Origin of the sequence: Pseudomonas sp. FIP_A4, assembly GCF_036701605.1 — a bacterium.
Taxonomy (GTDB): domain Bacteria; phylum Pseudomonadota; class Gammaproteobacteria; order Pseudomonadales; family Pseudomonadaceae; genus Stutzerimonas; species Stutzerimonas phenolilytica.
This window is the reverse complement of record NZ_JAYDXP010000121.1, coordinates 488,924-512,912: the sequence shown is the minus strand read 5'-3', so window position 1 is coordinate 512,912 and position 23,989 is coordinate 488,924. Positions and strand designations below refer to the sequence as shown.

General features: G+C 57.3%; 16 protein-coding genes. 9 read left to right on the top strand and 7 right to left on the bottom strand.

Annotated features, from left to right (window positions below; translation table 11 throughout):
• Positions 1–184 precede the first annotated feature (184 nt).
• The 4 genes from U8L64_RS09770 (at position 185) to U8L64_RS09755 (ending at position 3,014) form a co-directional block, all read left to right on the top strand.
• Positions 185–388: a hypothetical protein gene (locus tag U8L64_RS09770; RefSeq protein WP_333396651.1), complete on the top strand. Its 204-nt coding sequence runs from the start codon at positions 185–187 to the stop codon at positions 386–388.
• A gap of 202 nt (positions 389–590) precedes the next feature.
• A complete protein-coding gene (locus tag U8L64_RS09765) occupies positions 591–974 on the top strand; it encodes a hypothetical protein (protein ID WP_333396649.1) in 384 nt (127 codons plus the stop codon).
• Positions 975–1,059: 85 nt separating this feature from the next.
• On the top strand, positions 1,060–1,815 hold the full coding sequence (locus tag U8L64_RS09760; protein WP_333396646.1) for a hypothetical protein: 756 nt from the start codon (positions 1,060–1,062) through the stop codon (positions 1,813–1,815).
• A 392-nt stretch (positions 1,816–2,207) separates the two neighbouring features.
• Positions 2,208–3,014 (top strand): hypothetical protein, encoded by an 807-nt coding sequence (locus tag U8L64_RS09755; RefSeq protein ID WP_333396643.1) that lies wholly within the window; start codon positions 2,208–2,210, stop codon positions 3,012–3,014.
• A gap of 52 nt (positions 3,015–3,066) precedes the next feature.
• On the opposite strand, the gene U8L64_RS09750 is transcribed toward U8L64_RS09755, so the two are convergent.
• Together U8L64_RS09750 and U8L64_RS09745 are read right to left on the bottom strand one after the other, a co-directional pair.
• Positions 3,067–4,023: a hypothetical protein gene (locus tag U8L64_RS09750; protein WP_333396640.1), complete on the bottom strand. Its 957-nt coding sequence runs from the start codon at positions 4,021–4,023 to the stop codon at positions 3,067–3,069.
• Between the two features lies 1 nt (position 4,024).
• A complete protein-coding gene (locus U8L64_RS09745) occupies positions 4,025–4,192 on the bottom strand; it encodes a hypothetical protein (RefSeq protein WP_333396637.1) in 168 nt (55 codons plus the stop codon).
• A gap of 130 nt (positions 4,193–4,322) precedes the next feature.
• Between U8L64_RS09745 and U8L64_RS09740 the strand changes: the two genes are divergently transcribed.
• The gene (locus U8L64_RS09740; RefSeq protein ID WP_333396634.1) at positions 4,323–4,526 is read left to right on the top strand and encodes a hypothetical protein; all 204 of its coding nucleotides are present in this window, start codon (positions 4,323–4,325) and stop codon (positions 4,524–4,526) included.
• A 157-nt stretch (positions 4,527–4,683) separates the two neighbouring features.
• Here U8L64_RS09740 and U8L64_RS09735 read toward each other — a convergent pair whose 3' ends face one another.
• Entirely contained in the window at positions 4,684–5,565 is an 882-nt protein-coding gene (locus U8L64_RS09735) for a hypothetical protein (protein WP_108241680.1), read from the bottom strand.
• A 123-nt stretch (positions 5,566–5,688) separates the two neighbouring features.
• On the opposite strand from U8L64_RS09735, the gene U8L64_RS09730 reads away from it, so the two are divergent.
• The 4 genes from U8L64_RS09730 to U8L64_RS09715 all read left to right on the top strand — a co-directional run bounded on the left by U8L64_RS09730 (position 5,689) and on the right by U8L64_RS09715 (position 17,939).
• Positions 5,689–5,964, top strand: coding sequence for a hypothetical protein (locus U8L64_RS09730; RefSeq protein WP_333396628.1), 276 nt, complete (start codon positions 5,689–5,691; stop codon positions 5,962–5,964).
• Positions 5,965–6,513: 549 nt separating this feature from the next.
• Positions 6,514–9,819, top strand: a complete 3,306-nt coding sequence (locus U8L64_RS09725; protein ID WP_333396626.1) for an STY4851/ECs_5259 family protein — start codon at positions 6,514–6,516, stop codon at positions 9,817–9,819.
• A 9-nt stretch (positions 9,820–9,828) separates the two neighbouring features.
• Complete coding sequence (locus U8L64_RS09720) at positions 9,829–16,083, top strand: DEAD/DEAH box helicase (protein WP_333396624.1); 6,255 nt, start codon at positions 9,829–9,831, stop codon at positions 16,081–16,083.
• Positions 16,084–16,370: 287 nt separating this feature from the next.
• Positions 16,371–17,939 carry a DUF4041 domain-containing protein gene (locus U8L64_RS09715; protein ID WP_333396622.1) on the top strand — a complete coding sequence of 523 codons (1,569 nt, stop codon included), beginning with the start codon at positions 16,371–16,373 and terminating at the stop codon, positions 17,937–17,939.
• 411 nt (positions 17,940–18,350) lie between these two features.
• Here the strand turns inward: U8L64_RS09715 and U8L64_RS09710 are convergent, their stop codons facing one another.
• From U8L64_RS09710 to U8L64_RS09695, 4 genes are all read right to left on the bottom strand, one after another.
• A complete protein-coding gene (locus U8L64_RS09710; RefSeq protein ID WP_333396619.1) occupies positions 18,351–19,751 on the bottom strand; it encodes an SEC-C metal-binding domain-containing protein in 1,401 nt (466 codons plus the stop codon).
• A 224-nt stretch (positions 19,752–19,975) separates the two neighbouring features.
• Positions 19,976–21,085 (bottom strand): HNH endonuclease, encoded by a 1,110-nt coding sequence (locus U8L64_RS09705; RefSeq protein WP_333396616.1) that lies wholly within the window; start codon positions 21,083–21,085, stop codon positions 19,976–19,978.
• A gap of 750 nt (positions 21,086–21,835) precedes the next feature.
• Entirely contained in the window at positions 21,836–22,609 is a 774-nt protein-coding gene (locus tag U8L64_RS09700) for a hypothetical protein (RefSeq protein ID WP_333396613.1), read from the bottom strand.
• Positions 22,610–22,672: 63 nt separating this feature from the next.
• The gene (locus U8L64_RS09695; RefSeq protein ID WP_333396610.1) at positions 22,673–23,989 is read right to left on the bottom strand and encodes a nucleotide-binding domain-containing protein; all 1,317 of its coding nucleotides are present in this window, start codon (positions 23,987–23,989) and stop codon (positions 22,673–22,675) included.

Here is a 23,989-nt window from a genome sequence, read left to right as displayed (position 1 = left end):
TCGGAGCAGGTCTTGTCGCTTCTGCTCCATGATTCATTGTCACGTTTCAGACGTTCAACTTAATGGGATCAAGGGTTTACGCAGGGACAGGGAACGTTAGGTGTGTGATGGAGATCTTCGGGTGACCCAAGAGCGTGGAAGAGCTGGCGTAGTATGCAGCCTCGTCGAAGTGGAGGACGGAAGCGTGCGCATTACCCTCGACGACGTCGAGCGTGCTGAAGAAGGCACGCCGATGGTTTGGCGCCACAAAGCGTTCTTCACTAGAAAAGCCTACTCTGCCGGAGCGGCGGAGCTTGAAGCGCTGTCGGACGCCGAGCTAGCGGAGTTCGGCTTCAATATTCTCGCTCGCTTGCTCGCCTGCCATACTCAGTATGGCAAGGGATGCTAGATTGCCTGCCACGCGGAGGTATGGGTAGAGGGGTACTGCTCTCGTGTGTTCCATTCAGCGCGCAGGCATTCTCACAAATTGCATTCCGTACACTCATCTAACTATGCGTTCAAGCGGACCGCGGGGTGAATCTATCGTGTTTCCTGACACACCTCGCGCCCGCGGCCGCTTAACGCGTCGCTAGCCCTCACATGGAGCCTCAATGATTCGTAGCCTTCGGAAAGGTCGTTCAAGCATTTATATCCAGCACCCAAGCACTGGGCATAGCATTGGAGCTGAAAAATACGAATCAGAGATCGCTGACGACAAAGCTATTCTTCGGCTGACATTAAAGCCAGTCGACAGCAATCAACGTTCCGATGAAGAATACTTTCATACCGATCAATTAGTATCTGTAAGCATTGATGACTCAACTGTCATTAAAGGTTTTGGTGAGCACGTAACGTCACACAAGAAAAAATTTTCATCGTGGCAGCTGGAGGTTATTTCTCGCGGTAAAAAGTTTTCTTTTCCGGTCGAGCCGGAGCTTGAAGAGCACGGCAACCATGAACAGCTTAATCTCCATATAATCCTCAGCAATGGCTAACAAGTGGTTCAAACCGTTTGCTTCGCTTACTGGGACGGGCTAAAGCCCCCCCTTACCAAACGCTATATCCACAAGGAAAATCCGCATGGAACTTAAGCTCGATCTTCTATCAAACGCGATTGATAGTCTTCGCGAGGCATTGGAGAAATACGAGCAGGGCTCTGAGCAAAAGATCCGCGCATACAAATTCTCCGTACTTCACCTATCTCACTTTCTTGAGTTGCTTTTCAAATACCATGTATCCCAATCTCACCCGCTATTAATTTACAAAAATCCATTTTCAAAAAATATTGCCAAAGAAAACACAATCACCTTATGGGATGCAATTCAGTTTTTAAAAAATGAAGGCGCTGAATTTTCCGTCGACTTCAATAAAGACCTTGAGTGGCTAAAGGCGCTCAGAAACGACATAGAACACCATACATTTGAGCTAGACATTCTTGAAGTTCGAAGAACTCTTGGCAGGATAATAAGGGCTACAGAAGAGTTTAATGAACATCATGGACTGCTCGACGTCGCCAAGCACCTCGGCGGCACCCATTTAAAAATCTATCAAGAGCTTGTTGACGAGTACAAAGCCAGTCTGGCCAATGCTCGAATTGCGGCTAAAGGACTAACTGAAAATGGCGAAACCTACGATTGCTCTGGCTGTGGTGAATTGGGAGTTGGCGCATACATAGGCCATGAAATAGTTTGTCAACTATGCAATGCCATTGACCACCTCTACCAATGCTTTCGATGTGAAGATCGATTCCGCGAAGATCAAGCTTCTTCTTGGAATGATGAGTACGATGAGTACATTTGCGAATATTGCTCAGATCACATATTTAACCGTGATTAGTTAATAAAACAACTGGTTCAAACCGTTCGCCTCGCTCACTGGGACGGGCTAAAGCCCGCCCCTTAACCAAGCGTTAGTGTCAGCTATTGGCGGATAGCAGCTAGTTTTAATCGGCAGCTACCGGCCAAACGAGCCAATCAGATGCGTCCAGAAATCGGGGGGGGGGGTTGAGTACACTCAGCTGATCTTACCTACGACGGCGAAGGCGCTACGCTAAAGGCGCCTTACGCTGCTTCCTGGAATCCACTTTCGAGCACGGTGTTTGGGCTATTAGTCAGTCACAGCTCTACGTTGTTCTTCGCTGCATTAAAGCGCGATTGCCCTACCCTCGGCGCCCCGGATCGCCTGTAACGCGCTCCCCCAAAGCTCTGGCCTTACCCAAAGGAAAGCAGATGAGACAACGGACACTTGACTGGCGTAATCGCCGCAGTTGGCTCGGCTCGATTCGTTTCTACGCAGGTGAGCTGTTAGATCCTGCCATGCGCCGACACCTTGAGCGCAAACGGCCGAAATGCTGGTCAGATGATCTGTCTTGGCTACCGAACCACGAAGAACTCGTACCCGCCTTCTGTGAGCTGCTGGCGAGCTATTACAGCTATGCGAAAGCGTTTCATGGCTGCCGCCCTGAGAACCTCCGCTCCTACTACGAGCATGGCCTTCAAGGACATCAGCCAGACCGAATCCAGGCTCGATTTCGAGAGCTGTTCCACGACGTCGACCCCAATCAACTCCAGAAAGCAATCGATGAGCTGGGCAGCCGGAGCACCAGTGAGAAAGGGAAAATCTGGCTGACCGGGGACGATCGCAAAATGCTTGATGACTTCGGACACTACTCCATCAATGGCAGCGAATACCTATTGTCGCTGGCAACCAGGCTGACCCGCTTTGACCGATATGGAGAGGATTATCGCTGGAGGCTACGCGAGATTGGCGTGCCCACCGTTTTTGAAGTGGACATTCCCTTTGCCTTTATCCGCCCAAGGCAGAGAACTGAAGTCGCGAACATGATTTTGTCCGCGTGGGGGCAGAACGTGACAGGTAAGCACCTCGGCATGGACTCGCCTCCCTGCTACGTAATCCATGGGGATGTTCCGGCTGGCTGCATCAAGGATCACTACCACCCTGAGCGCATCATGGACGTCCACCGTGAACCGGGCATGTACATAAGCAATATAACTCGGTGTGAAATGTGTGCGTAGTGTCCTCGTCCCCCCTGCTCTAGTCGAAATGCCCACAGTTCAACGCTGGGGATCACGGAACAGTGGGCGGCGTCATCGTGAGGGCCATTCGTTTACCGAGGCGCCTTGCTCGCCTGATGCGATTCCACACCTTTGGGATGTCTTGAATTGGCGCCATGATCAGCCGCGCCATCCAGTACAGCGTCGAGCTTGTCCTGCTCAGTAACAGGCGCTCTCCTCGATCATCAAGCTCCAGGATTTCTGATATGAACCGATAGAACGCCGTATCACTTAGGTACTGGTCGTTTAGCCACTCAACCAGGGACTCGCCCAGGTTCTTGATTGCCGAGACAATAGCAGTCCCGGGCAACACGCAGAGCGCAATAGGCCAGGCGATGGATAGCCACAATAGCCAGATCAGCTTCCAAGCGTCCTTGACAAGCTGTTCGAGAGATCCGAATACCGTTTCCGCCGACATCGTCGCGATGACAATGCCCGCGAAGACGGCCAGCAGGCCGGTCAGGTAGGCGGCGAAATTGGCGGCCGATGGAAGGCCGAAGAAGCTGACCGCTCGCCTCCACAACGGCTCTTGAGTACGGTTGCGGATTTCACGCCGCCACTCCCATTCATCCACTAGCGCCCTGGCCAGTTCACGCAGATTGCCCTCATTGGAAAACGTCGCACTGAGATAGGCGCGCTTCTCGCCGACCAGATACACATAGGGGGTCCGCAAGGTCACTCGTCCCGCGCCAGGATGCAGCTGGCGGTATCGCCGCTCGGCCCCCATGAAATAAACCTGGAGCATCCCGAACAACATTGGAATCTCAAACAGCAGCAGGATGAGTTGGTCTCGCCCGTCTAACAGCTCCACAGCATGGAATAACCGAAGGTACAGGTCCGAGAGGATCAAACCCACGATCAACGAAGCCAATAGAACGGTCAGCCGGAACGCTAACGATCCGAGCGCATAGAAAACAGGGGGACGAAACGTCTTTCGATAATGACGGACCTTGTCGCTGATGGCTCGCATCTCAGGCCCTCCCCCGTGCCTGCGGGAAGGCGATTGCAATTTCGTCGAGCCGAAGCGCTACGCCGGGGCGCAGGGCACCGACCATAAAGATGCGGTCGGGTTGGTCGGCTTTGCCGGGGGCGACTTCCAGATCGAAGATCAGGCTTTTGGGTTGAGACGGTGAAGCCATCCGGACGGCGATCCTTGCAACAGACTACGGGGCTATCGGCACTGTAGCGGCAAATGCCCGGCGTAGGTAGGTGCGTGAGGTCGCGGTGGGGTGTGGTTGCGGGGGGTTCCGACGGGTGTGAGGTAGAGCAATGGAAAGAGCAAAAGAAAAAAGAAAAAAGAAAAAAGAAAAAAAGATTGGGCGTCACCCGGCTGGGCCGGGTCGCGCTGGCGTGCTGCGCATCGAGCCGGACGGGGCCGTCTCCACCCATGAAGGGCGCTCATCGCTGACGTGGGGAGCAGTATCGATGGCGGATTTCGGCCAAAAGCAGCCAGTGGCTAACGGCAGAGTGTGAGCAACGGCAGTGTCTACATGGAATGAGTACACAACCAATCGGACACCCTCTAACCGGGGCATGACCGTGGCCATATTCTAGGGGCTCACCCGCCTGGTCTGACTTCCGCGGGACACAAAAAACCGCCCCCGGAGGCGGCTTTTCACTTCTATCACCCTCAGTCGAAGGTTTCTCCTCCAGCATACTCGGCGTACTTGTACACCGTAGTCTGCGTTATCTCTGCCGCGTCCGTGAGGGATAGGTTCAGCTGGTCATTGTAGGCCTTGAGTTCGGCCCAAAGCTCACTCTCGGGTAGGGGCGGGAGGTTTCTGATGTGCTCAATTTCTCTACCCTGCTCATCGCACTTAATAAGGGCATGTGGATTCCGCGCATCATCACTATTAACCAAGCAATAGCCCTTGCGATTGACGGGTTCTACCCCAGTAATCGTCTCAACAATGCTGTTGTACATAGGCTTGTGCGAGGCACCGTTGAAGTAAATCGGTGAATCACTCAGGGCGTAGAAAGTGACAAGCCAGAGAGTCAGCTTGAAGGAAAAATTTCCTGCCTGATCAGCGAAGGTCACCACGATAGGGGTGTGGTTCTGATGGCAGTAACTGATGTCATCGGGGTCTAGCGGCTCTCTGTGCTCGGTGTACTCGCCGAAAGCGCTGCTAAAGCCAATGGTGAGGAATCTAGGCTTCTGAGCCACCACAGGGGCAGGCCTGGTGTAGCTGGTTACCCCAAACCCATCGGGGTTTAAGGATTGGGCAATCAGGTAATCACGAACCACCAATGGCATATTCCAAGGCGCGGCACGCCCATGTGCCAGAAACGTCATTGGTGTTCGCCCAGGAATCTCCACCAAGGCGATCGCTGCCGCAGTTTCCTCAGGGATCGTCTCTGGAAGGCCAGCACTTGCCGCATTCCAATGACCGAAGCCCAGCAAATGGCTGAGTTTCTCTTGATGTGCAGATAGCTTGCTGCTTTGACCAAGGGCTTTGGCCGTTGAATGCAGGATTTTGGCTAGTTCAAGGACTTGCTTGCGAGATAGGGACATACGGGGCTTCCTCAGATCTGGTTTGCATCTGCTCCCCCGTTCCAGACGATTCAAAGATCGTAGGATTGACCCAATGTATGGTTTGACGCGATCCGCTGACGCGGAGAAAGGAAGGCATTCACCGTGGCGCAAGTTGCGCTGGGGAAGGGCAGGGGCTTCCAGAACCTGCTTTCAGGTTATGTCCTGCCCGACGAAGATGCAACTGTGTTACTGCCCCATCGAGATGGCCTGCTGAATAATCGGCGCAACCGTCGCCTCAGTGATACCGCGCTCCTGGCAGTATTTCGAGCCAAGCCAGGCTGGGATGCCCCGGTTGCTTGCCACTTGGATGTCTCAGACAGTTGGAATGCTTCCAAGCTAGCCGATGACCCGAAGGAGGGTGTGCTAATTTTTTTGTGAATCAGGCGGATTTTAGCCGATTGCAGGCTGCGACATGCTCAAAACGGCCAGAAGCGAGCAGTCGCATCAGGGCTATTTCGGCGTCCATTGGCCGCACTGGTCAACCTCCACATACATGCTGGTTCTGGCGTATAGGCGCATACCACCCTTTACCGCTGGAATACTGTTTTTACAACTTGCATATCCAGCTGGAGCGGCTGCATTAACCACCAATCTACAGCCGCGTCCGGTTGGTCGGTAATGTAGCCCTGCGCACGCAACACGCCGGCTGGTGGGTGCGGCTGGAGCGGGTCGGATGAGCTCTTCCTGCCCGATCAGCCATGGCAGGGAAAGCATTCGTATGGTGAAAATGCGACGCCTCTAATTGTATGCTGGCATTTTGCCGTATCTCGGGAGTTTTAATCAGAGCAGCCCTCACGTCGCAACGGAAAACGTCGAAGGGGCACGGTCGCTCATCCCTAACCAGAGGGAAATATCAGGTCACCGCTTTCGGACAAAGTGATCCAATGAGTCCTTCTGGACTCACTGATCATCAAAAGGACTTTCTTGATGCTTATAAAAAAATCGTCGAATGCACCCAACCCACTGAAAGCCTGGCTCAGCGAATTCCTGCTCAATCGCGAGCTTTTTAAAGGCCCGCATGGCAAACCCCTCTATAGCTATCAGGTGTCCGAGGAGGAGTACAAATCACTCCTTGAGCTGCTGAAACAGCAACTCAGAAGATCGGACAACCCCTTGCATGCCATGCACCTAGGGGCCTGCTTCTGCCTTTTCGTCAGTGAACAATATCGCCGCAACTACAACAGCTCCTGGTCCTGGTCCGGAGCAGAGGCGGAACTGGGGATTTCTCTGACCCCGCAACAGCATGCGGCGCTGACCAACGATGGGCTGGCCTATTGGAAGAGGCCGATACGTTTCCGGGACAGTGGCCGCGACTGGCTGGGCTCGCTGTTCACCGAGGGCGGCTTGCCCTGGCCGCTGGTGCAAAGCGAGTCACATGGTTTCGGGCGGGCTGTACGCCGGGGCATCAAGCACTTCTACCGGACCGAAGGCAACCGGAGAACCACGGCTGACCTGATGGCCGACTTCGAGGAGGGCCTTCCGGCCGCTTTCCGCAATCTGGAGACGCGCCGGCTGCTGGCAGGCATCGTCGACCAGCTCATGTATCTGGTCGAGCACTACCCCCTCAAGGATCTGCAGGATCCAGCCAGCCACCTCGATCAGCAGGCTCCAGGCTGGACGGATGCTTTCCCAATCCCGCTGGATGAAAGCAATGCCCGCACGCTGCTCAATGACTGGCTACGCGATGCCGGCCAGAAACGTCAGGAGCGCAAGGAGGCACTCGAGAAAACCCGGGCGTTCACCTGCGACCACTTTCTGCATGGCACGCCGCCCCAATGGTCGATACGCACCGACCTGATCCTGCCCCCTGAAGCAACCTTTGCGATAGACCCGACGACTCTGGGCAGCACCCGCCTGGAACTGGCCTACTACGAAGGTGAGCGGCTGCTGGCCCGTGGTGGTGCCGTTTATGGCCAGCTCACCGCAGAGGGCATCAGGGTCCGCTTCGCCAACCCTCAGGTCACGGTGGAGCGGCGCACGCTCGACGAGCCGCTGAGCCTGCGCCTGCTGGATAACGGGCGCACGGTACATTGCCTGTTCTTCGACGACAGCGCACTCGATTACCGGGAGGCTCCCCTGGTTTTCGAGAATCGCTCCGAGCGCTGGCAACTGGTGGCCACCTCCAGTTGCTCGGTGGCGTCCGGACTGGCTCGGCTTCGCATCCCCCAGGACTTTTTCATAACCTGTGAAGGTGCAGCTCCAGACACCCTGGCGCAGGATGCGGAGCATGGTCGCTGGGTAGAGATACACTCGGACCTGTCTCTGGCCAAGGGGGCCGACCACTACCAGATCGAGCTGAATCAGGCTGGCGGCGACGAGCGCAAACCTACCCTGTCGGGCGTTTTTGCACTCTACGAAAGCTCCCCCTCGATCGTCTTCCTGGGCTGGCCACGCCTTGAGCTACCCGACGACTATCCCCACCCCCGGGATGAGCTGCTCGAGTTCGTCAACGGAGAGTTGCTGGACCGCCAGCGCAATAGCAGCTACGGCCTCGCCCGCTACACTCTGCGCAACCGCTCGGGTAAAACGCTGCTGCAGCGCCGCTTCGGCGTCCTGCCCAGGGAGTTCAGCCTTTCCCTGTTTCCTGGGCTCGGACAGCAGCCCGCCCGCCTCCTACCCAAAGGCACACACCTGCTTGATTTGCAGGTCGTCAGCGATACCCTGGCAGCAGAGCAATCCGAACATGCTCTGCACTTGCGCCACCAGGGGGAGAATCCCCCCACGACCTTCATTCTGGAGGCCGGCCAGGGCCTGCCTCCCATTCAGCTACGTCTACCCTACCCCTACCAGGGGGCTCGTCTTCTGGACCAGTACGGCAATCCGTCGCGAACCCGCGAGCTGACACTGGCCGAGCTGATCGGCTACCGCATCGCGCTGACCTCCGGTCTTCCGCAGGGCCAGACGTTCCACATGGAGCTGGAGCTGATCTGTACGGAGCAACCGCACCCGAAACGCGCCTTCAGCATCCGGGTAGGCACGGCGCCTATCATGCTCAACCTGTTCAGCTACCTAAGCGACATGCAGAACATGCTTGGCGCAGTTGACGAACAGGATGCCTATATCAGGCTTTCCCTGGAAACCGAACACCTACTGCTGAAACTCGATATTCGCCGCTATGGCGGTCAACTCCAGTGGGAGGGGCGGCATGCCTTCTATATCTGCAACACCTCCAATGCTGCGATACTCGAGGGCATTCAGGCCGAGGCGATGCTCCTGTCAGACCCCAAGCGCACTCCGCTGAGGCTGACCGAGAAAACCAGCGAGACGGTGGGCACCGGATGCTTCGAGATTCCGCAGAAAATGCAGTCTCAGGGGCCATGGCTGATCTATCCGGGCGAACAATCGAGCGTTCGCTTCCGTCCGGGCCTGTATATAACGCCGGACAACACCCTCGACTCCGAGTCCGAGGTGTGCTCGCTGCATCGCGCCGCTGAGCTTTTCCACCCCCAGCACAATCCGCATGTCATCGAGCAGCAGATTGCCGCCATGGCGGCCGACTTCAACCACAGTGGCTGGCAGTATCTGGCCGACCTGAAGCAGCACTACCGCCACTTGCCGCTGTCGTCCTTCGAAACCTGGAAAGCCCTGTCGCGCAATCAGGAAGCACTGAGCTTCGCGGTATTCCGGCTGGAAATGGACGAATCGTTCTGCGCACGCATACGCGACGAGCTTGCTGTCATCTGGGAAGCTGTCCCGCTTCCGCTATGGGTACAGGCCTACCGGCTATTCCACGACTGCATGCGCCTGACCGGTCTTCCCGAAGCGCTGGTCAACAATCTCGTCTCGAACCGGGCCAACGTGCTGCGTTGCATCGTTTCCGGGTTCGACTACTTGGGAGACTATCTGAGCACCGGCAATCGCAGTGCGCTGACCAGGCTGCCACCGGCAAGTGTTCTGCCTATCTGGTACCAGGATCTGCGTCGTCTTCACGAGTCCAATCGGAACTGGCCCACCCTACTCGGCAGCGAGCTTTCCAGGTGGGTCGACAGGCAGCGGCTACCCCCTCTGGTGAAAGCCCTTTCGCTGGTGGAGTTCACCGATGCCGTGGCCTACCTGCCGATCTTCATGGCCTTCGTCACCGCCGGCAAAGCCAGAATCACTGACCTCCCGGCGACACCTGCCTATCTGAAATTTGCCATTCGCCTGGTTTCCGACTTTGACCGTCAGGGCTGGTTCGTACCGGTGCATGCCCTGATGGTGTCCTATCTGCTCGCCTCGCAGGATGAGGCATAAGGAGTTGCAATGCGCTTTTTCAGGAACCTGATCGAGCAAAGCCTTGAGCGTACCCGTGAGGCAACGCTCGGTGTCCTGGGCATCAATCATCCGGGCCTGCGTCGTCACCTGAGCGAAAGCATGGTGAACACATTGGGGGCCGAGGGCTGCTTCCTGGCCCCGCCGGTATTCGAGCATACCTTTGGCTGGCGGGAGTCCGAACTGCGCCTGCAGGATCTTCCGTCGGAGGGCTTGCTGTCGCCCAGCCTGCTCGACACGCTGGCCAGTGCGCCAGCCTACCGATTCCCGAAAACGGCACACCCCTATGTCCATCAGTTGCAGGCCTGGCGCACCCTGCTCGACGAAACACCCCGCTCGGCGGTCATCACCACCGGCACCGGTTCGGGCAAGACCGAATGCTTCATGGTGCCGATCCTCGAGGATCTGATCCGCGAGCATGAGCGCAGCGAGGCAGCACTGGTGGGTGTCCGCGCCCTGTTCCTCTACCCGCTCAATGCCCTGATCAACTCGCAGCAGGAGCGCCTTGACGCATGGACCCGCAAGTACAGCAGCAACATCCGCTTCTGCCTGTACAACGGCAAGACCGAAGAACGCGCCGACAAGGTCCGCAAGGAACAGCAACAGAAGCCCAACCAGATCCTGTCGCGGGAACTGTTGCGCAAGGAACCGGCGCCGATCCTGATGACCAACGCCACCATGCTGGAGTACATGTTGGTGCGTCAGGTCGACAACCCGATCTTGGAGATTTCCAGGCAGCAAAAATCGTTGCGCTGGATCGTCCTCGATGAGGCACACACCTATGTGGGCTCCCAGGCGGCAGAAATGTCCCTGTTGCTGCGCCGGGTGGTCCAGGCCTTTGGCAGGCAGTCCGAGCAGATCCGCTTCATCGCCACCTCGGCCACCATCGCCGGCGCCGATGCGCAGGAGCGACTGAAACACTACCTAGCCGACCTGGCGGGCGTTCCGCTCGACCAGGTCGAAGTGATTGGCGGCTCGCGCGTCTGGCCCGATCTGGCATTCGACTCTGCAGGCAACGATATCGGCCTGCAGGCCATCCGGGATATCGAACCGGAAACGGCAGTATCCGCCGCACGCTTCCAGGCCCTGTGCGACAGCACCATCGCCAGGAGCCTGCGCCATGCGGTGGTCAGCTCCGACAAGCCCCTCGACCTGCATGACCTGATTGGTACAGTTTCCGAGCAGTTGCAGGGTGGCAGCTCCCTCGAACAGCAGCAGAAGGTGCTCGACTGGCTCGACACCATGACCGGCACGCATCCGGCCGAAGGCCAGCCGCCGTTCCTCAAGCTCCGCATCCACCTGTTCCAGCGCATGCTGCATGGCCTCTGGGCCTGCGTCGACCCGCAGTGCAGCGCCAAATCCAGCCATCTGCAAGACTGGCCCTTCGGCGATATCTATGTGACCCAGCGGGCGCGCTGCGAGTGCCATGCGCCGGTGTACGAGCTGGGCTTCTGCGACGACTGCAAAACGCCGCACCTGCTGGCAGAAGATCGCAATGGCGGACTGCACCAGCCCAGCCCTTACGCCGGCGATGAGTTTGCCCTCAATCACGAAAACGGTGGCGAGGATGCGCCAGCCGAACTGTTGACGGCGAATGCCGCCAGCACACGTCTGATCATTGCCGGACTGCCGGCAGCGCATGAGCCCTACTTCCCAATCACTCTCGATCTGGATAGCCAGAAGCTGGGAGCAGTGAGCGCTACTCGCAACATCGGCATTGTGCTTACCGAGGAAAAGGATGGCTGCTGCAGCCACTGCGACCACTCATCGCTTGGCACCAGCGACTTCCTGAGAAAAGCCTACCTCGGTGCGCCGTTCTACATTGCCAACGCCGTACCGACCGTCCTGGAGTTCTGTCCCGACCCTGACAAGATGGATTGCGAAGGCCGTTCACCCGAAGAGCTACCGGGGCGCGGACGCAAGTTGATCACCTTCACCGACAGCCGCCAGGGCACCGCGCGCATGGCGGTGAGGATGCAGCAGGAAGCGGAGCGCTCCCGGCTACGCGGGCTGGTGTTTGAAACACTGAGGAATGCGCAGGCCAAGGCCGATGCCGCCCCCAAGGACACCCCCAGCGGCAATCCTGCCGAGCTTCTGGCCCAGGCAGAAAACCTGGAAAAAATAGGCATGGCTGGCATGGCGGCAGAACTGCGCAAGCAAGCTGAACTTTTGCAGAGCGGCGCCGCACCTGCCAATCAGGCCGAGACCATTCCTTGGCCGCAGATGGCCGACACCATCGCGGCAGCTAGGGATATCGACCAGTTCATCCTGCGCTACAACCGCTATGCCAATCCGGCGCTGTTCGATGGCAGTGAAGGCGGTCTGACCATGGCGCGCCTGCTGCTGGCCCGCGAGTTCTCCCGGCGCCCCAAGAGCCAGAACAGCACGGAAACGCTGGGACTGATCAAGGTCGGCTACCAGGGGCTGGAGAAGGTGACGACGACTCCACCGCTGTGGGTCGATACCCGCGCCATTCCCGCCCTGGGCGCTGCAAATGATCCCAGAAGCGCTCTGACGCTGGACGACTGGCACGACTTCCTCAAGGTGGCACTCGACTTCTACGTCCGGGAGAACACCTTCATCCCGATGGAAAACAAGATGCGCCGCTGGATGGGCAGCCGCTTCAGTCCCAAGGCGCTTTACTCGCCCAAGAGCGACGTGCAGGAAAGCAGCACCATCAGGAAGTGGCCGCAGATCAAGCCGGGCACGCCCCACCGCCTGATCAAGCTACTCGAACTGGCAACCGGCCTGAATCGCACCATGAATGCGGATGCCGACAAGATCAACAGCTGGCTCGAAGCGGCGTGGCTGGCGCTGGTCAATGCCAGCATTCTTGAGTCTTCCGATACCGGCCATCGTTTGCGCCTGGAAACCCTCACCTTCTCGCTGCCTACCGAGGGCTGGGTCTGTCCGTTGACCCGGCGCATATTCGATACCACCTTCCGTGGTCTGACACCCTATCTGCCGCAAAAACTGCTGAGCCAGGACTACCGCTGCCAGAAGATCCAGCTTCCCGCCCTGAGCAGCCTGATGCCGGACGGCTCCCCGGTACCCAAGCAAGTGCAGATCCGTCAGCTGGTCGCGAGAGATCCCGTCATTGCCCAGCTGCGCCAGGAAAGTCTGTGGTCGGATATCAGCGACCGCACGGTCGAGGGTGGCTTCTACTACCGAACCGCAGAACACTCGGCGCAGCAGTCGGCAAAACGGCTGGATGACTATGTCGAGGAGTTCAAGCGCGGCGACATCAACGTGCTGAACTGCTCCACCACCATGGAGATGGGCGTGGATATCGGCGGCATCTCCGCCGTGGTGATGAACAACCTGCCACCGCATCCGGCCAACTATCTGCAGCGCGCCGGCCGAGCCGGGCGACGCAGCGAGGCTCGGGCCATCACCTATACGCTGTGCAAGGCCGATCCGCATAACCAGCGCGCCTTCGCCAATCCCAAATGGCCGTTCGTGACTGCCATTCCGGCACCGAGCATCACCCTCAGCTCCGCGCGGATCGTGCAGCGGCACGTCAACTCGCTGTTGCTGGCGCTATTCCTGCGCATGCACAGCAGCAATGATGGCGACCGTACCAAGCTGACCCTGCACTGGTTCTTCGCTCCAGACGACTCACCCGGTCAGCAGTTCGTAGCCTGGCTCACGGCAAGCCCCGATGAATTTGACCGTGCCGTGAAGCAGCTGGTGCGCGGCACCTGTCTGGAAGGTCGCTCGCTCAGTTCGATCACCGGCGAAACCCGGCTGGCATTGCGCGACCTCGAGGAGCGCTGGCTGGGCGAGTCTCGCAATATCAACCATAAGCTGCAGGCCGCCAGCGACGGGCCATACAAGAAGGCCCTGGCGCTGGAGAAGCAGCGCCACGAAAACGAGTACTTGCTCCGCTATCTGGCGTCGTCTGCATTCCTGCCGGGCTATGGCTTCCCGACTGACGTGGTGAGCCTCAAGACCTACAACGTCGAGGACTTCCTGCATCAGCAGCGGAAAAGCGATGCCAGTCGCGAGGACAGCATCTTCAACAACAAGGAAATGCCGTCGCGCAGCCTGAACATCGCCATTCGCGAATATGCTCCCGGCGCTCAGGTGGTGATCGATGGCCGCGTCTACCGTTCTGCCGGTGTCAGCCTGCAGTGGCATACCGACGGGCAGGTCAACGAAGCTCAGAAATTCGACATCGCCTGGCGCTGCCCTGAATGCGGCAACACGGGCGTGATCGAAAACGCCTATGCCAATAACGAGGGACTGTGCTGCTCGCATTGCACGACCCCGATTCCACCCAGCGAGCGCCGCATGGTGCTGCGTCCGGGTGGCTTCGTGACCGACTTCTACGAAGAAACCACCAACGACGTCACTTCGCAGAAGTTCATCCGCGTCGAGCGACCGCGCATCCAGCTAAATGGCGAAAGCATCGCCCTACCCGACCAGCATTGCGGCTTCGTGCGCTTCGGCCATGACGGCAGCGTCTTCCATCATTCGTCCGGCGAACATGAAAAGGGTTATGCCGTCTGCATGACCTGTGGACGCGCGGAATCCATGCTCGCCTCGGGCGAAATGCCCAAGGATCTGCAACCCGATAAAGCGCACCGCCCGGTTGGCGGACTGGCCGGCAGCCGCAAGGAGCGCGACTGTTCGGGCGAAGCGGTCAAGGCCAATCTGCATCTGGGCTACCAGATCCGTACCGATGTGCTGGAGGTCTTCCTCAGGAGTCCACTCACAGGTGAATGGCTTCCCGACACTCCCGAGGGCCGTCTGATTGCGACAACGCTCGGCGTTGCCATGCGCGACGTGATCGCCGACCGGCTCGGTATCGCCAGTAGCGAAATGGGCTTCAGCCATCGTCTAGACCGCGACCGTCACACCCGACAAGGCCGTTCGGTCATCCAGCTGTTCGATGAAGTCAGCGGGGGCGCCGGCTTCGTGCTGGCCGGCCTGAGCGATATCGCATTGCTGCTGGGCAAGGCTCTGGATCGGCTGCAGTGCCCGGCCAACTGCGAGAATGTCTGCTCGCACTGCCTGGCCAGCCAGGACAGCCGTGTCGAGCGTGAAGAGCTGGATCGCAAGCTGGCACTGCGGTGGCTGAACGAATCCCGGCTGATTGAGCATCTGGGTTTGCCCGATACATTTGCTGGCCTGCATGGCGCGCGCTATTGCTCGGTTGGCCCGCTGCGCGAACTGAGTGCCGCCATCAACTCGCTAGATCGCCGAGATCCGACAGCAGCGATTCTGCTGTGCCTCCACGGCGACTGTGCGGATTGGGATCTCGACCATCCTCGCTTCCGGGAACAGGTGCTGACCTGGGCCATTGCCGAACGACTCAAGGTCCGCCTCGGCATTGCTGATCCGGCGCTGTTGAACGCTGAGCAAAAGGAAACCCTGGCACTGCTTGCCCGTCTGGGCGTTGAGCTAGTCGAGCTGCAAACCGGAACGTTGCAAGCTCCCTATCTGGTTGCCCAACTGTCATCCCAGGCTGGCGCCCGGAGCCTTTACAGCAACATGAACAACGTCGGAGTGCCCGGAGCCGATTGGCTACAAGGACATGCCGATGTGGTCTGGGCTACCAGCAAACTGATGCCAGCTGTTGCGGGCAACAGCATCGACTGCAGCGGCTGGAGCCAGCCTCCGCAAGGCGCACGCATCGTCGAAGTCACCTCTCAGCTCGACGGCCCCGTCAAAACTCTGAAAAAACGCATCGCCGCGTTAATCGACGACCAGATGCCGGAGTTGGCTTCTTTGCTTGCCAATGATCAGGCCGTCTCCGTCAGCTACTCGGATCGCTACCTGAAGTCGCCCTGGTCGCTGATGCTCCTGAGCAGCTTCCTGGACCTTTTCCGGAATGATCAACTGCAGTCGCTAGCCGTGCAGACTCTGGCGCCGAGCGGTAGCCAGCCAAGCTATCTGCTCAGCCATGACTGGATGCGCGTAGACGATCAGGAGGCGATTCTCGAGCTCTGGCTGAAGAGCCAGTTCGATATCGCTCCGAACATCAGCGTCATGAACAGCCCCCGCGATCTGCTGCACTGCAGGGTCATCACGGTGAACTGGATGTCGGGCAAGATCAGCAAGATCCTGCTGGATCAGGGCATGGGCTACTGGCGTGGCCGGATGCCGTACAGGGATCAGATGGGCTTCGACTTCAATGCATCCCCTCATGAACAGGCGTTGCAGATGGTCGAAAAACTTTCATCTGCTCAGATGCAGCAAAGTGGGGAGTGGCCGACTTATGTAAGCTGCTCGATAAGCTGAGGCATCCAGATGGAAATAATCCCTCGCTTGGGCGGCAATTAATTTTTCGTCCAGGCGGGGCGGCAACATGGTAGGCAACGCGTAGAAATTGAAGCGAATTCAAGAGTAATCAACATTGCTTCTTGCACAAAGTGGAACGGCCCGAACGTCAGCTTTTGGCCGAAAGCGGCCTCTCCCCCGTCGCGCAAGTCCGCCGCTTGAGCCAAGTCAATTACCCATGTGAGCAGTAGCGTAACGCCATCACGGCCGGTGTACCATTGCCCTCAATCAAGGGAAAGGACGGCTAGATGGAACTCTTACTGGTCATTGCCGTAGTCGCGGCATTCGTACTGCTGGTCAAGCACACCAAGGCCAAGGGCCGCATTTCCGAGCTGACGCTCAGCCTCAAGGCTCGACAGAACGAGATCGCGGATCTCGAGCGAGAGGTGGTGCGCCTGCGCGGTGATCTACAGGTGCAGCTCCAGGCGCTGCAGCGATTCAAGCCCATCCAGGATGTCGAAGTTGAAGCCAAGCGCCTTCGCGTCGAAGCGGAGGCGCAGCGGGACGACCTGGTGCAGGGTGCCCGCAATCGGCTCGAAAAGGCCGAGGAAAAACTCCAGTCCGCGATAGCGGAAGCCGACCGGATCGTGGCCATGGCCAACGAACGGGCGCAGGAGATCGCAGGCGATGCCTATGCCGCGATGGGCAAGGCCAAGGAGCTGACCGAAGCCGCTCAAGCGATGAAGAATCTCATCGAGGGGTATGGCGACGCCTATATCGTGCCGACCTACAACCTGCTCGATGATCTGGCCGAGGAGTTCGGTTTCACCCAGGCCGGGAAGGAACTCAAGCAGGCGCGGGAATCCTCCCGCCTGATGGTCAAGCTGGGCCGTTCGGCCACCTGCGACTACGTCGAGGCCAATCGCCGCGAGATCGCCATTCGCTTCGTCACCGATGCCTTCAACGGCAAGGTCGACTCCATCCTCTCGCGAACCAAGACCGACAACCACGGCAAGCTGGAGCAGGAGATCCGCGACGCCTTTGCCCTTGTGAATCTCAACGGCTCCCCGTTCCGTAATGCCCGTATCACGGAGGAATACCTCAAGGCCCGACTTGAAGAGCTGAAGTGGGCGGTGACCGCGCGCGCCTTGAAGGAACGCGAGCGCGAGGAGCAGCGCCAGCTGCGCGAGCAGATGCGCGAGGAAGAGAAGGCTCGCCGCGAGTACGAGCGTGCCATCAAGGATGCGGCCAAGGAAGAGAGCACCTTGCGCAAGGCGATGGAGAAAGCGCAGCAGCAGGTCGCTGCGGCCAATGAAGCCCAGCGGGCGGAGTTCGAGGCGCGCCTGGCGGCGCTGCAGGAGCAACTAAAGGCCGCCGAGGAAAAGAACCAGCGCGCCCTCTCCATGGCGCAGCAGACCCGGGCCGGCCACGTCTACGTCATTTCAAACATCGGCTCGTTCGGTGAAGAGGTCTTCAAGATCGGCATGACGCGCCGGCTCGAGCCGCTCGACCGCATCCGCGAGCTGGGCGATGCGAGCGTGCCCTTCGAGTTCGATGTGCACGCCATGATCTTCAGCGACGATGCCCCCGGACTGGAGAAGCAGCTGCACCGGCATTTCCTGCGCCAGCAGATCAACAAGGTCAATCCGCGCAAGGAGTTTTTCCGGCTTGAGCTGGCAGAGATTCGCCAGGAACTCGAGACGCTCGGCGTCGAGACGCACTGGACCATGAGCGCCCTCGCCCACGAGTTCCGCGAAACGCTACGCATCGAGCAGCAGATCCGGGACAACCCGGCAATCGCGGCGGAATGGACGCGTCATCAGATCGAGGCGGAAGAAGTTTTGGAAGCGGTCGAGGAAGAGGAAGTGCTGAGTTAGAAGTGGCAGAACAAACAACTAGGGACTGCCCTACCCTCACCCGCTTAACATAATCATGAAACGAGCCCTACAAAAGCAGACCCACCGACCATGAAGATGCGGTCGGGTTGGTTGGCTTTGCCGGGGGTGACTTCCAGATCGAATATCAGGCTTTTGGGTTGAGACGGTGAAGCCATCCGGACGGCGATCCTTGCAACAGACTACGGGGCTGCTGGCACTGTAGCGGCAAATGCCCGGTGTAGGTAGGTGCGTGAGGTCGCGGTGGGGTGTGGTTGGGGGGGTTCCGACGGGTGTGGGTTAGAGCAACGGAAAGAGCAAAAGGGCAAAGATTAGGCGTCACCCGACTGGGTCGGGTCGCGCTGGCGTGCTTCGCATCAAGCCGGCCGGGGCCGTCTCGACCCTAGCGGGCGCTCATCGCTGACGCGAGGGAGTGGTGGCGATTTTACGTTTCAGATAGCAGCACTTCTTGTACTTCTTCCCCGAGCCGCACAGGCAGCTCTCGTTTCGATTCTGTGTTGGCGCGTCGGCTGCGGGACCAAGAGCAGAAAGCAAGTTGAGAAACTCCAGCTGCATCCTTTTCGCCAACTTGTCACCCACGATATGTTGGGTATAGAAGTTTGCCTGCGCATGCCCGGCTTCGGCCGCCCGCTCTAGAAGCTGGAGACCTCTCTCTTTGTCTGCTACTAACCTCTCTCCTTCGTAGAGCCATCGACCAAGCAAATACTCACTGTGGTTGCAGCCTCTATCGATAGCGTCCTGGAGGCATTTTTCTGCGCTCTCTGGCGAATAGAGCGATGAGTCTTGTTCTAGGTAAAGAAACGCAAGACCGGCGTGCGCACTGAGTTCCCCGTTCGCCAATGCCGTCTCGAGCATGCGCAATGCCTCTTGGTATTTCCCCTCCTGGCGCAACAGGTCAGCATACTGCACACAGGCCGGGGGATAGTTTCGCTTCGCCGCAACCTCAAGCGCCTTTACACCCAGTCGGTGACTCTCTTCACCCTCGTTCGCATCAACGGTTAGCATCGCATAGCGATACAAGGCCTCGGTATTCGCGAGCTTAAACAGGCATTTCTCTTTCCCGCCTTTCGACTCGATTTCCCCGAGTGCAAACCTGTCCAACTTTGCACTTAGCTCACAGGCTGCCCAATACAACTCAGCAGCCATTCGCAGCGTAGTTTTTCGATGCGCGTCCTCGCCATAACCTATGACTATGGCATTAGTATTTATAGGGCCCATCGACTGGGCTTCAAGAATCAGGCCCGCAGCCATTTTGGCTTCGAAGTCCATTGTGGTAACCGCTTTCCAGAGAATCTGCTGGCTGGTGAAGTCACCCACTTCGACAGTGTGTATGACTGGGACGTCGATGCCCCTATTGAGCAAACCAAAAACGCGCTGAAACACCTGTATTAAAGTTTTCCTCGCCTCAACTGCGCTTTGCCTGTCCCCAGCTGCAGTTGTGCCAGGAGTCTCTCGGATGGTTGTGCCCTCGGCACCATTTGAATGGCGCATCCCTGAGTGAACCACTGCATTCCCTGCGATGCGAATAGCATGCAGCTCCGACCGTAAGTCATAGTCAATAACGCGACGCGAGAAAAGCTCGTTTATCATTTCGTAGAGGCTAGCCCCCTCTACATCTAGACGAAAACGCTTGATCAGCATGATGACCAGATGCTCAATCACTATTCGAAACTGCGCGCTCGCATAGTCCGGATAGGCGGACATAACATCCAAGGCGCGGCCGTAGTGCTCGCCGGCGTCTGGCACCAGCGCACTACAGAATTCCACATCGGTCATCACGCTTCGATTATTCACTTTGCTTATCCTTAAGCCGAATAAAAAACTAATCAGCCTTGCTGAAACTACTATCTAGAACTCTCATGCGGCCGAGTTCGTGCCTGTTAAGAACGGCCGGATGGGTGAACAATGCGAAACACAGTGGCTGCCCCGAAGGGTCACGGCACGCACCCAAGGCGAGCGATGCCATCAACATTCTGGACTTCGATCGCAGCCACCAGCCGTTCCAACCCCACGCCCTCTCAAGGTGTCGTCAGCTGTTGCTCGAGCTCAGCCACGTAAGCCTTTAGCCGGTCGTTTTTGACGTGCCCCTGAATACCATGATGTATTTCCCTATGACAGTCTGGACACACCGCCCCGATAAAACGTGGGTGATCCAGTCCGCCATCGGAGAGACGGTTTACGTGGTGTGGTTCAAGGTAAGGCGAGCCGTTTCTCTTAATGAATGGGGCCGGTTTTTTACAGCTCTCGCACTTACCATCGGCTCTTTTTAGAACGTAATCTGAGATACGTTTGCTGCGCCGGTAGTTCGTCCTTAAGGCCTCGCTTTTACTGCCTGGACCAGAGCTTACCGCGGCCGCTAGGGCACGCTCTCGCAACTGCGCTAGCGAGAGACTAGGATCGCTCTCATCGTCGTCCTCGACGAGTTCCGGTCGCTCGAGCTCAAGTCCTACAGGCACGAGGTTGAACACCACTACCTTCCGAACGTTTCCGTGCTTGTCCTGCCCTTCGCGCCACTCATGACTCGCGCACGCATACTCGCCGATGTAGCGTTGCCCCTGACCCTTGCCCAAGGCCTCAAAGACATGGATAGCCCGACCTGTCTTGGCATGCTCGAGAATGGCGCGGTTGCCTTTCGTGAGCGTCATGTCGTTTGACTGTCCCTCACCGGTGTAACTGAGCACACCGTCTAGACCATGCTTATCGGCATATCCGTATTGTTCACCGGATTCACCGGTGAAAATGAAGATCGCAGGCACCTTTGCCGAGGCTGAAATACCGCTTTGCCGGCTACCACCGAACCAATCATGTATTTCCGTCTGGCGGTCGTATACCTGGCCCACTACAAAGCGGAGCTCGGGTTCAGAGGAGCGAGGCAAATCCACAATCGTGAAGCCGTGGCGTTTCAGGAACCCGTTGGTCGGCTGGCCACCTGAGAAAAGCCCTACTGGGGTACCTGTCGCGAGCGAGACGATCTTCTTGGCCGGGTACAGCTGGCCATTAGCGCTGATTGCGTATCGGTGTGCTTGGTGCTCGGTCCACCCTTGCCATTGGCGAGTGTGGCGAAGCTCTTGGTCGAACACCTGCAGAGCACGTTCGAGTTTTTCTTTTTTTACAGCTTGCAGTTTCAAAGCGACGTCCTTGTGAAATAGCTGGTGCTTCGCGCAGGGCTGGCTAGCGATCCGAGCTGCATCGTAGATCCATAACCACCCCTGCTAAGGCGGACTGGGCAGAACAAGGCTCTTCGACTGGTGTCTTGGCTCGCCTTGGGGCCTAGGCTATAGGTTCTGCTTGTCCCAGTTGCCTCTACCCTGTGCTGATCTGGCATCTCTCCGCGCCTGGTCAGCTACACGTGCTGCTTCACGGTCGGCAAAGATTTCCAGATGCGCTAGACGTGCGGCGATCGCGCCTTCGGTTCGCTGCATCAGCTCTCCTATCTCTGAGCACAGCTTCTTTTCCTGATGCCAGAGGACTTTCAAGTATTCATCATGTTCAGCTTCCCACCTCTGCCCAGTATTGGCAGGTTTAGGGCCCGTCGATGGACTCGTTGCCTTAGGCGTCGCCGGCGCGTTCGCGGGGATAGCAGGCAGCATCAGCCAAGGCTGCTCCGTAGCGTCCAGGCTGCGTTGCCAGACTGACCCGTCTTCGCATAGCGCCACCAAGGCAGCATGTGTGCCAGAGTTCATCTGCAGCTGAACAATCTTACGGGATTTCAAAAGCCGACCTCCAAAGCACCTACGGTAGGAGTTCTGAAACTAGCAAAATCAATATGAGCGCAACAGCCTTATGTTTCGCCGTAGGAAAAGCAGTGTTCCGTATCTAACGCTGCCAAACTGGCACGTACACGTCGGGTAGATCGGTGGCCGTCCGATACGCTCTGACTAACCAGAAGGCGCGTTCGCATTGATAGCTTCGATATCTAGCGACTCCATGAGCCGTCGCCATTGCTCCAGGACTTCAGGCTTCTCTGCTTCGGGAATAAATCTCCCACGTGCCGGCAAGGCAAGACGGGACAAGGTTTGCCACCGCTCAAACGTATCGCACGCCTGAAATGACGTGCAGGGGGTGCCTCCCCCCCGAACAGCCTGATAGCACGCCGCAATTAAAGGGTTGTTTTCCGCGTAGCTAAACCCAGAGGAAGGATGGTTAATTACCACCACCGGCACATCACCTGCTAAGGCCCGCACCCTCTTCCCATTGCGTTTGCTGAAGCAAACAACGATCTGCGGATCAAGGCAGCGCATCACCTCAGTGAAGGGGCGGTCGCCCCGCGCCCACGCCTGGGCCGATGGGGCCAGGCGCGGTTTCTCAAGGAAGGTCTGAATGAAATTATAGTAGGCCACCTGGTTCCAGAAGTGCCGCCGTCGAGCCGTAGAGGAACCGCGACTGGAACTGACGCCCATGACCGCACACATAATTTTGGCGTAGTGAGGGTGACGCTTTAGCTTTCGGGTTGATTGAGGATGGCGCTCACCAAATGCCAAAGCCTTGATCAACTCCGATGTCACTGTTGGGCGCTCGTACCGCTTGGCACCGTAGTGCGACTCGCCAACAAGCAGTGTGCGCACACCCTGGAAACCGGACGCATAGGCGTCGCCGACCCAAGGCGCAAACCGCACTGTTGACGCGACCATCCTTGATTCAGCCTGTTGCATTGCTTTTCCCGCCCGGCCCTTTTCCGTTTTTATTCAATTCCATCATAATAGAGCCGCAACTGATCAGGAGGGATCACCAATAAAAACACCAAACTCTTGTTCCTTGTGCTCAATTCGCCCGTCGACCAAGACGGATATAGCCATGTAATGAAGGCCAGTATAAGCCGTGCCCCTCCAATAACTAGCCCAATACTCTCCACGCTCACGATTATATTGAGCATCGACATATACTTCATATGTGAGATCTCCCCCCGCTTCTTGCCCATGATTCTTCACCCTAAAGCGAACCTGAACCTTTCCACTGGTGTACGGGAGATAAAACCTAGCCTTAAAATCTATTCCAATCCCTTTCGGCAGCACTCGAGAGCATGCATGATAGGTTTCGGGATTCGAGTAGACGAAATTTTCCTTTGCCTTGAGCAAAGCACTTATTTTTATTGGAGCATTCTGCCATTCGGGCTTGGGCAGCAATGCGAAGTACCTTTCCTGCTTAAGAACATACTTCCTATAGTTTACAGGCCTTCCATCGGCGCCAGTGTAATTTGGCATAACATACTGTTCGACGGCCGCTCCGTTATTTACACGTTTAAGTTCAACAAGCTCTTCATGCAGATCTAAAAGCGACCGAATAGACTCTCCGATCATGACTCGATTGCGAGGAGCACTCTGCTGTAACTTCGCTGCGACATCAACGAAAAATGATGTTGCTGTGACTTCTGAGGAACCCTGAAAGCCGTACATCCCCCAAAGGACGTCATTATGCTTGCCATAGTCCACACCGACTCGAATCCCGACATCGTCAGCGACGTTACTGTCCCGTAGCTTCGGAGCTACGAGTTGCCGCATAAACTCTACGAGGTAGCAACCACAGTTGATTGCGTCAATAGCGGCGTCGCGAGCGGTTTCACCATCGGCCCGAAAGAAAGCCAGAACAGCATCCCCCATGATTCTGTGAACGTGGCCGTCGAAGGCTCGGATGGTTTCAATCGCGCATCGTATGATTGTGTTCTTGATGAAAAAAACTTCTTCCGGACTATAAATCAGCCCTAATTTCGTTGACCCCTTAATATCCATGAATAGCGAGACATTGAAACCGTACTCGGTCATTCCCGGATCACTCAGATGCTGGAAATCCGGATGCCCTCCAATGCTATGTGCATTTATCCTTCTTTTACCAAACAATCCACGGATAGCTTCCTGGATGCCAAACTCTGCCTCTGCAATATTTGAACTTGCGAGCATCTCTCCGCTGTCCACCGCGCGTCGAAGGACACTCTCACTTAGCGATTCCAGCCCAAGGCTCGAACCATCTATACTTTTTTTGATGGTCCTATCAAATACATTATCGAATGACTTATACACGTCCTTCAACGAAGACAT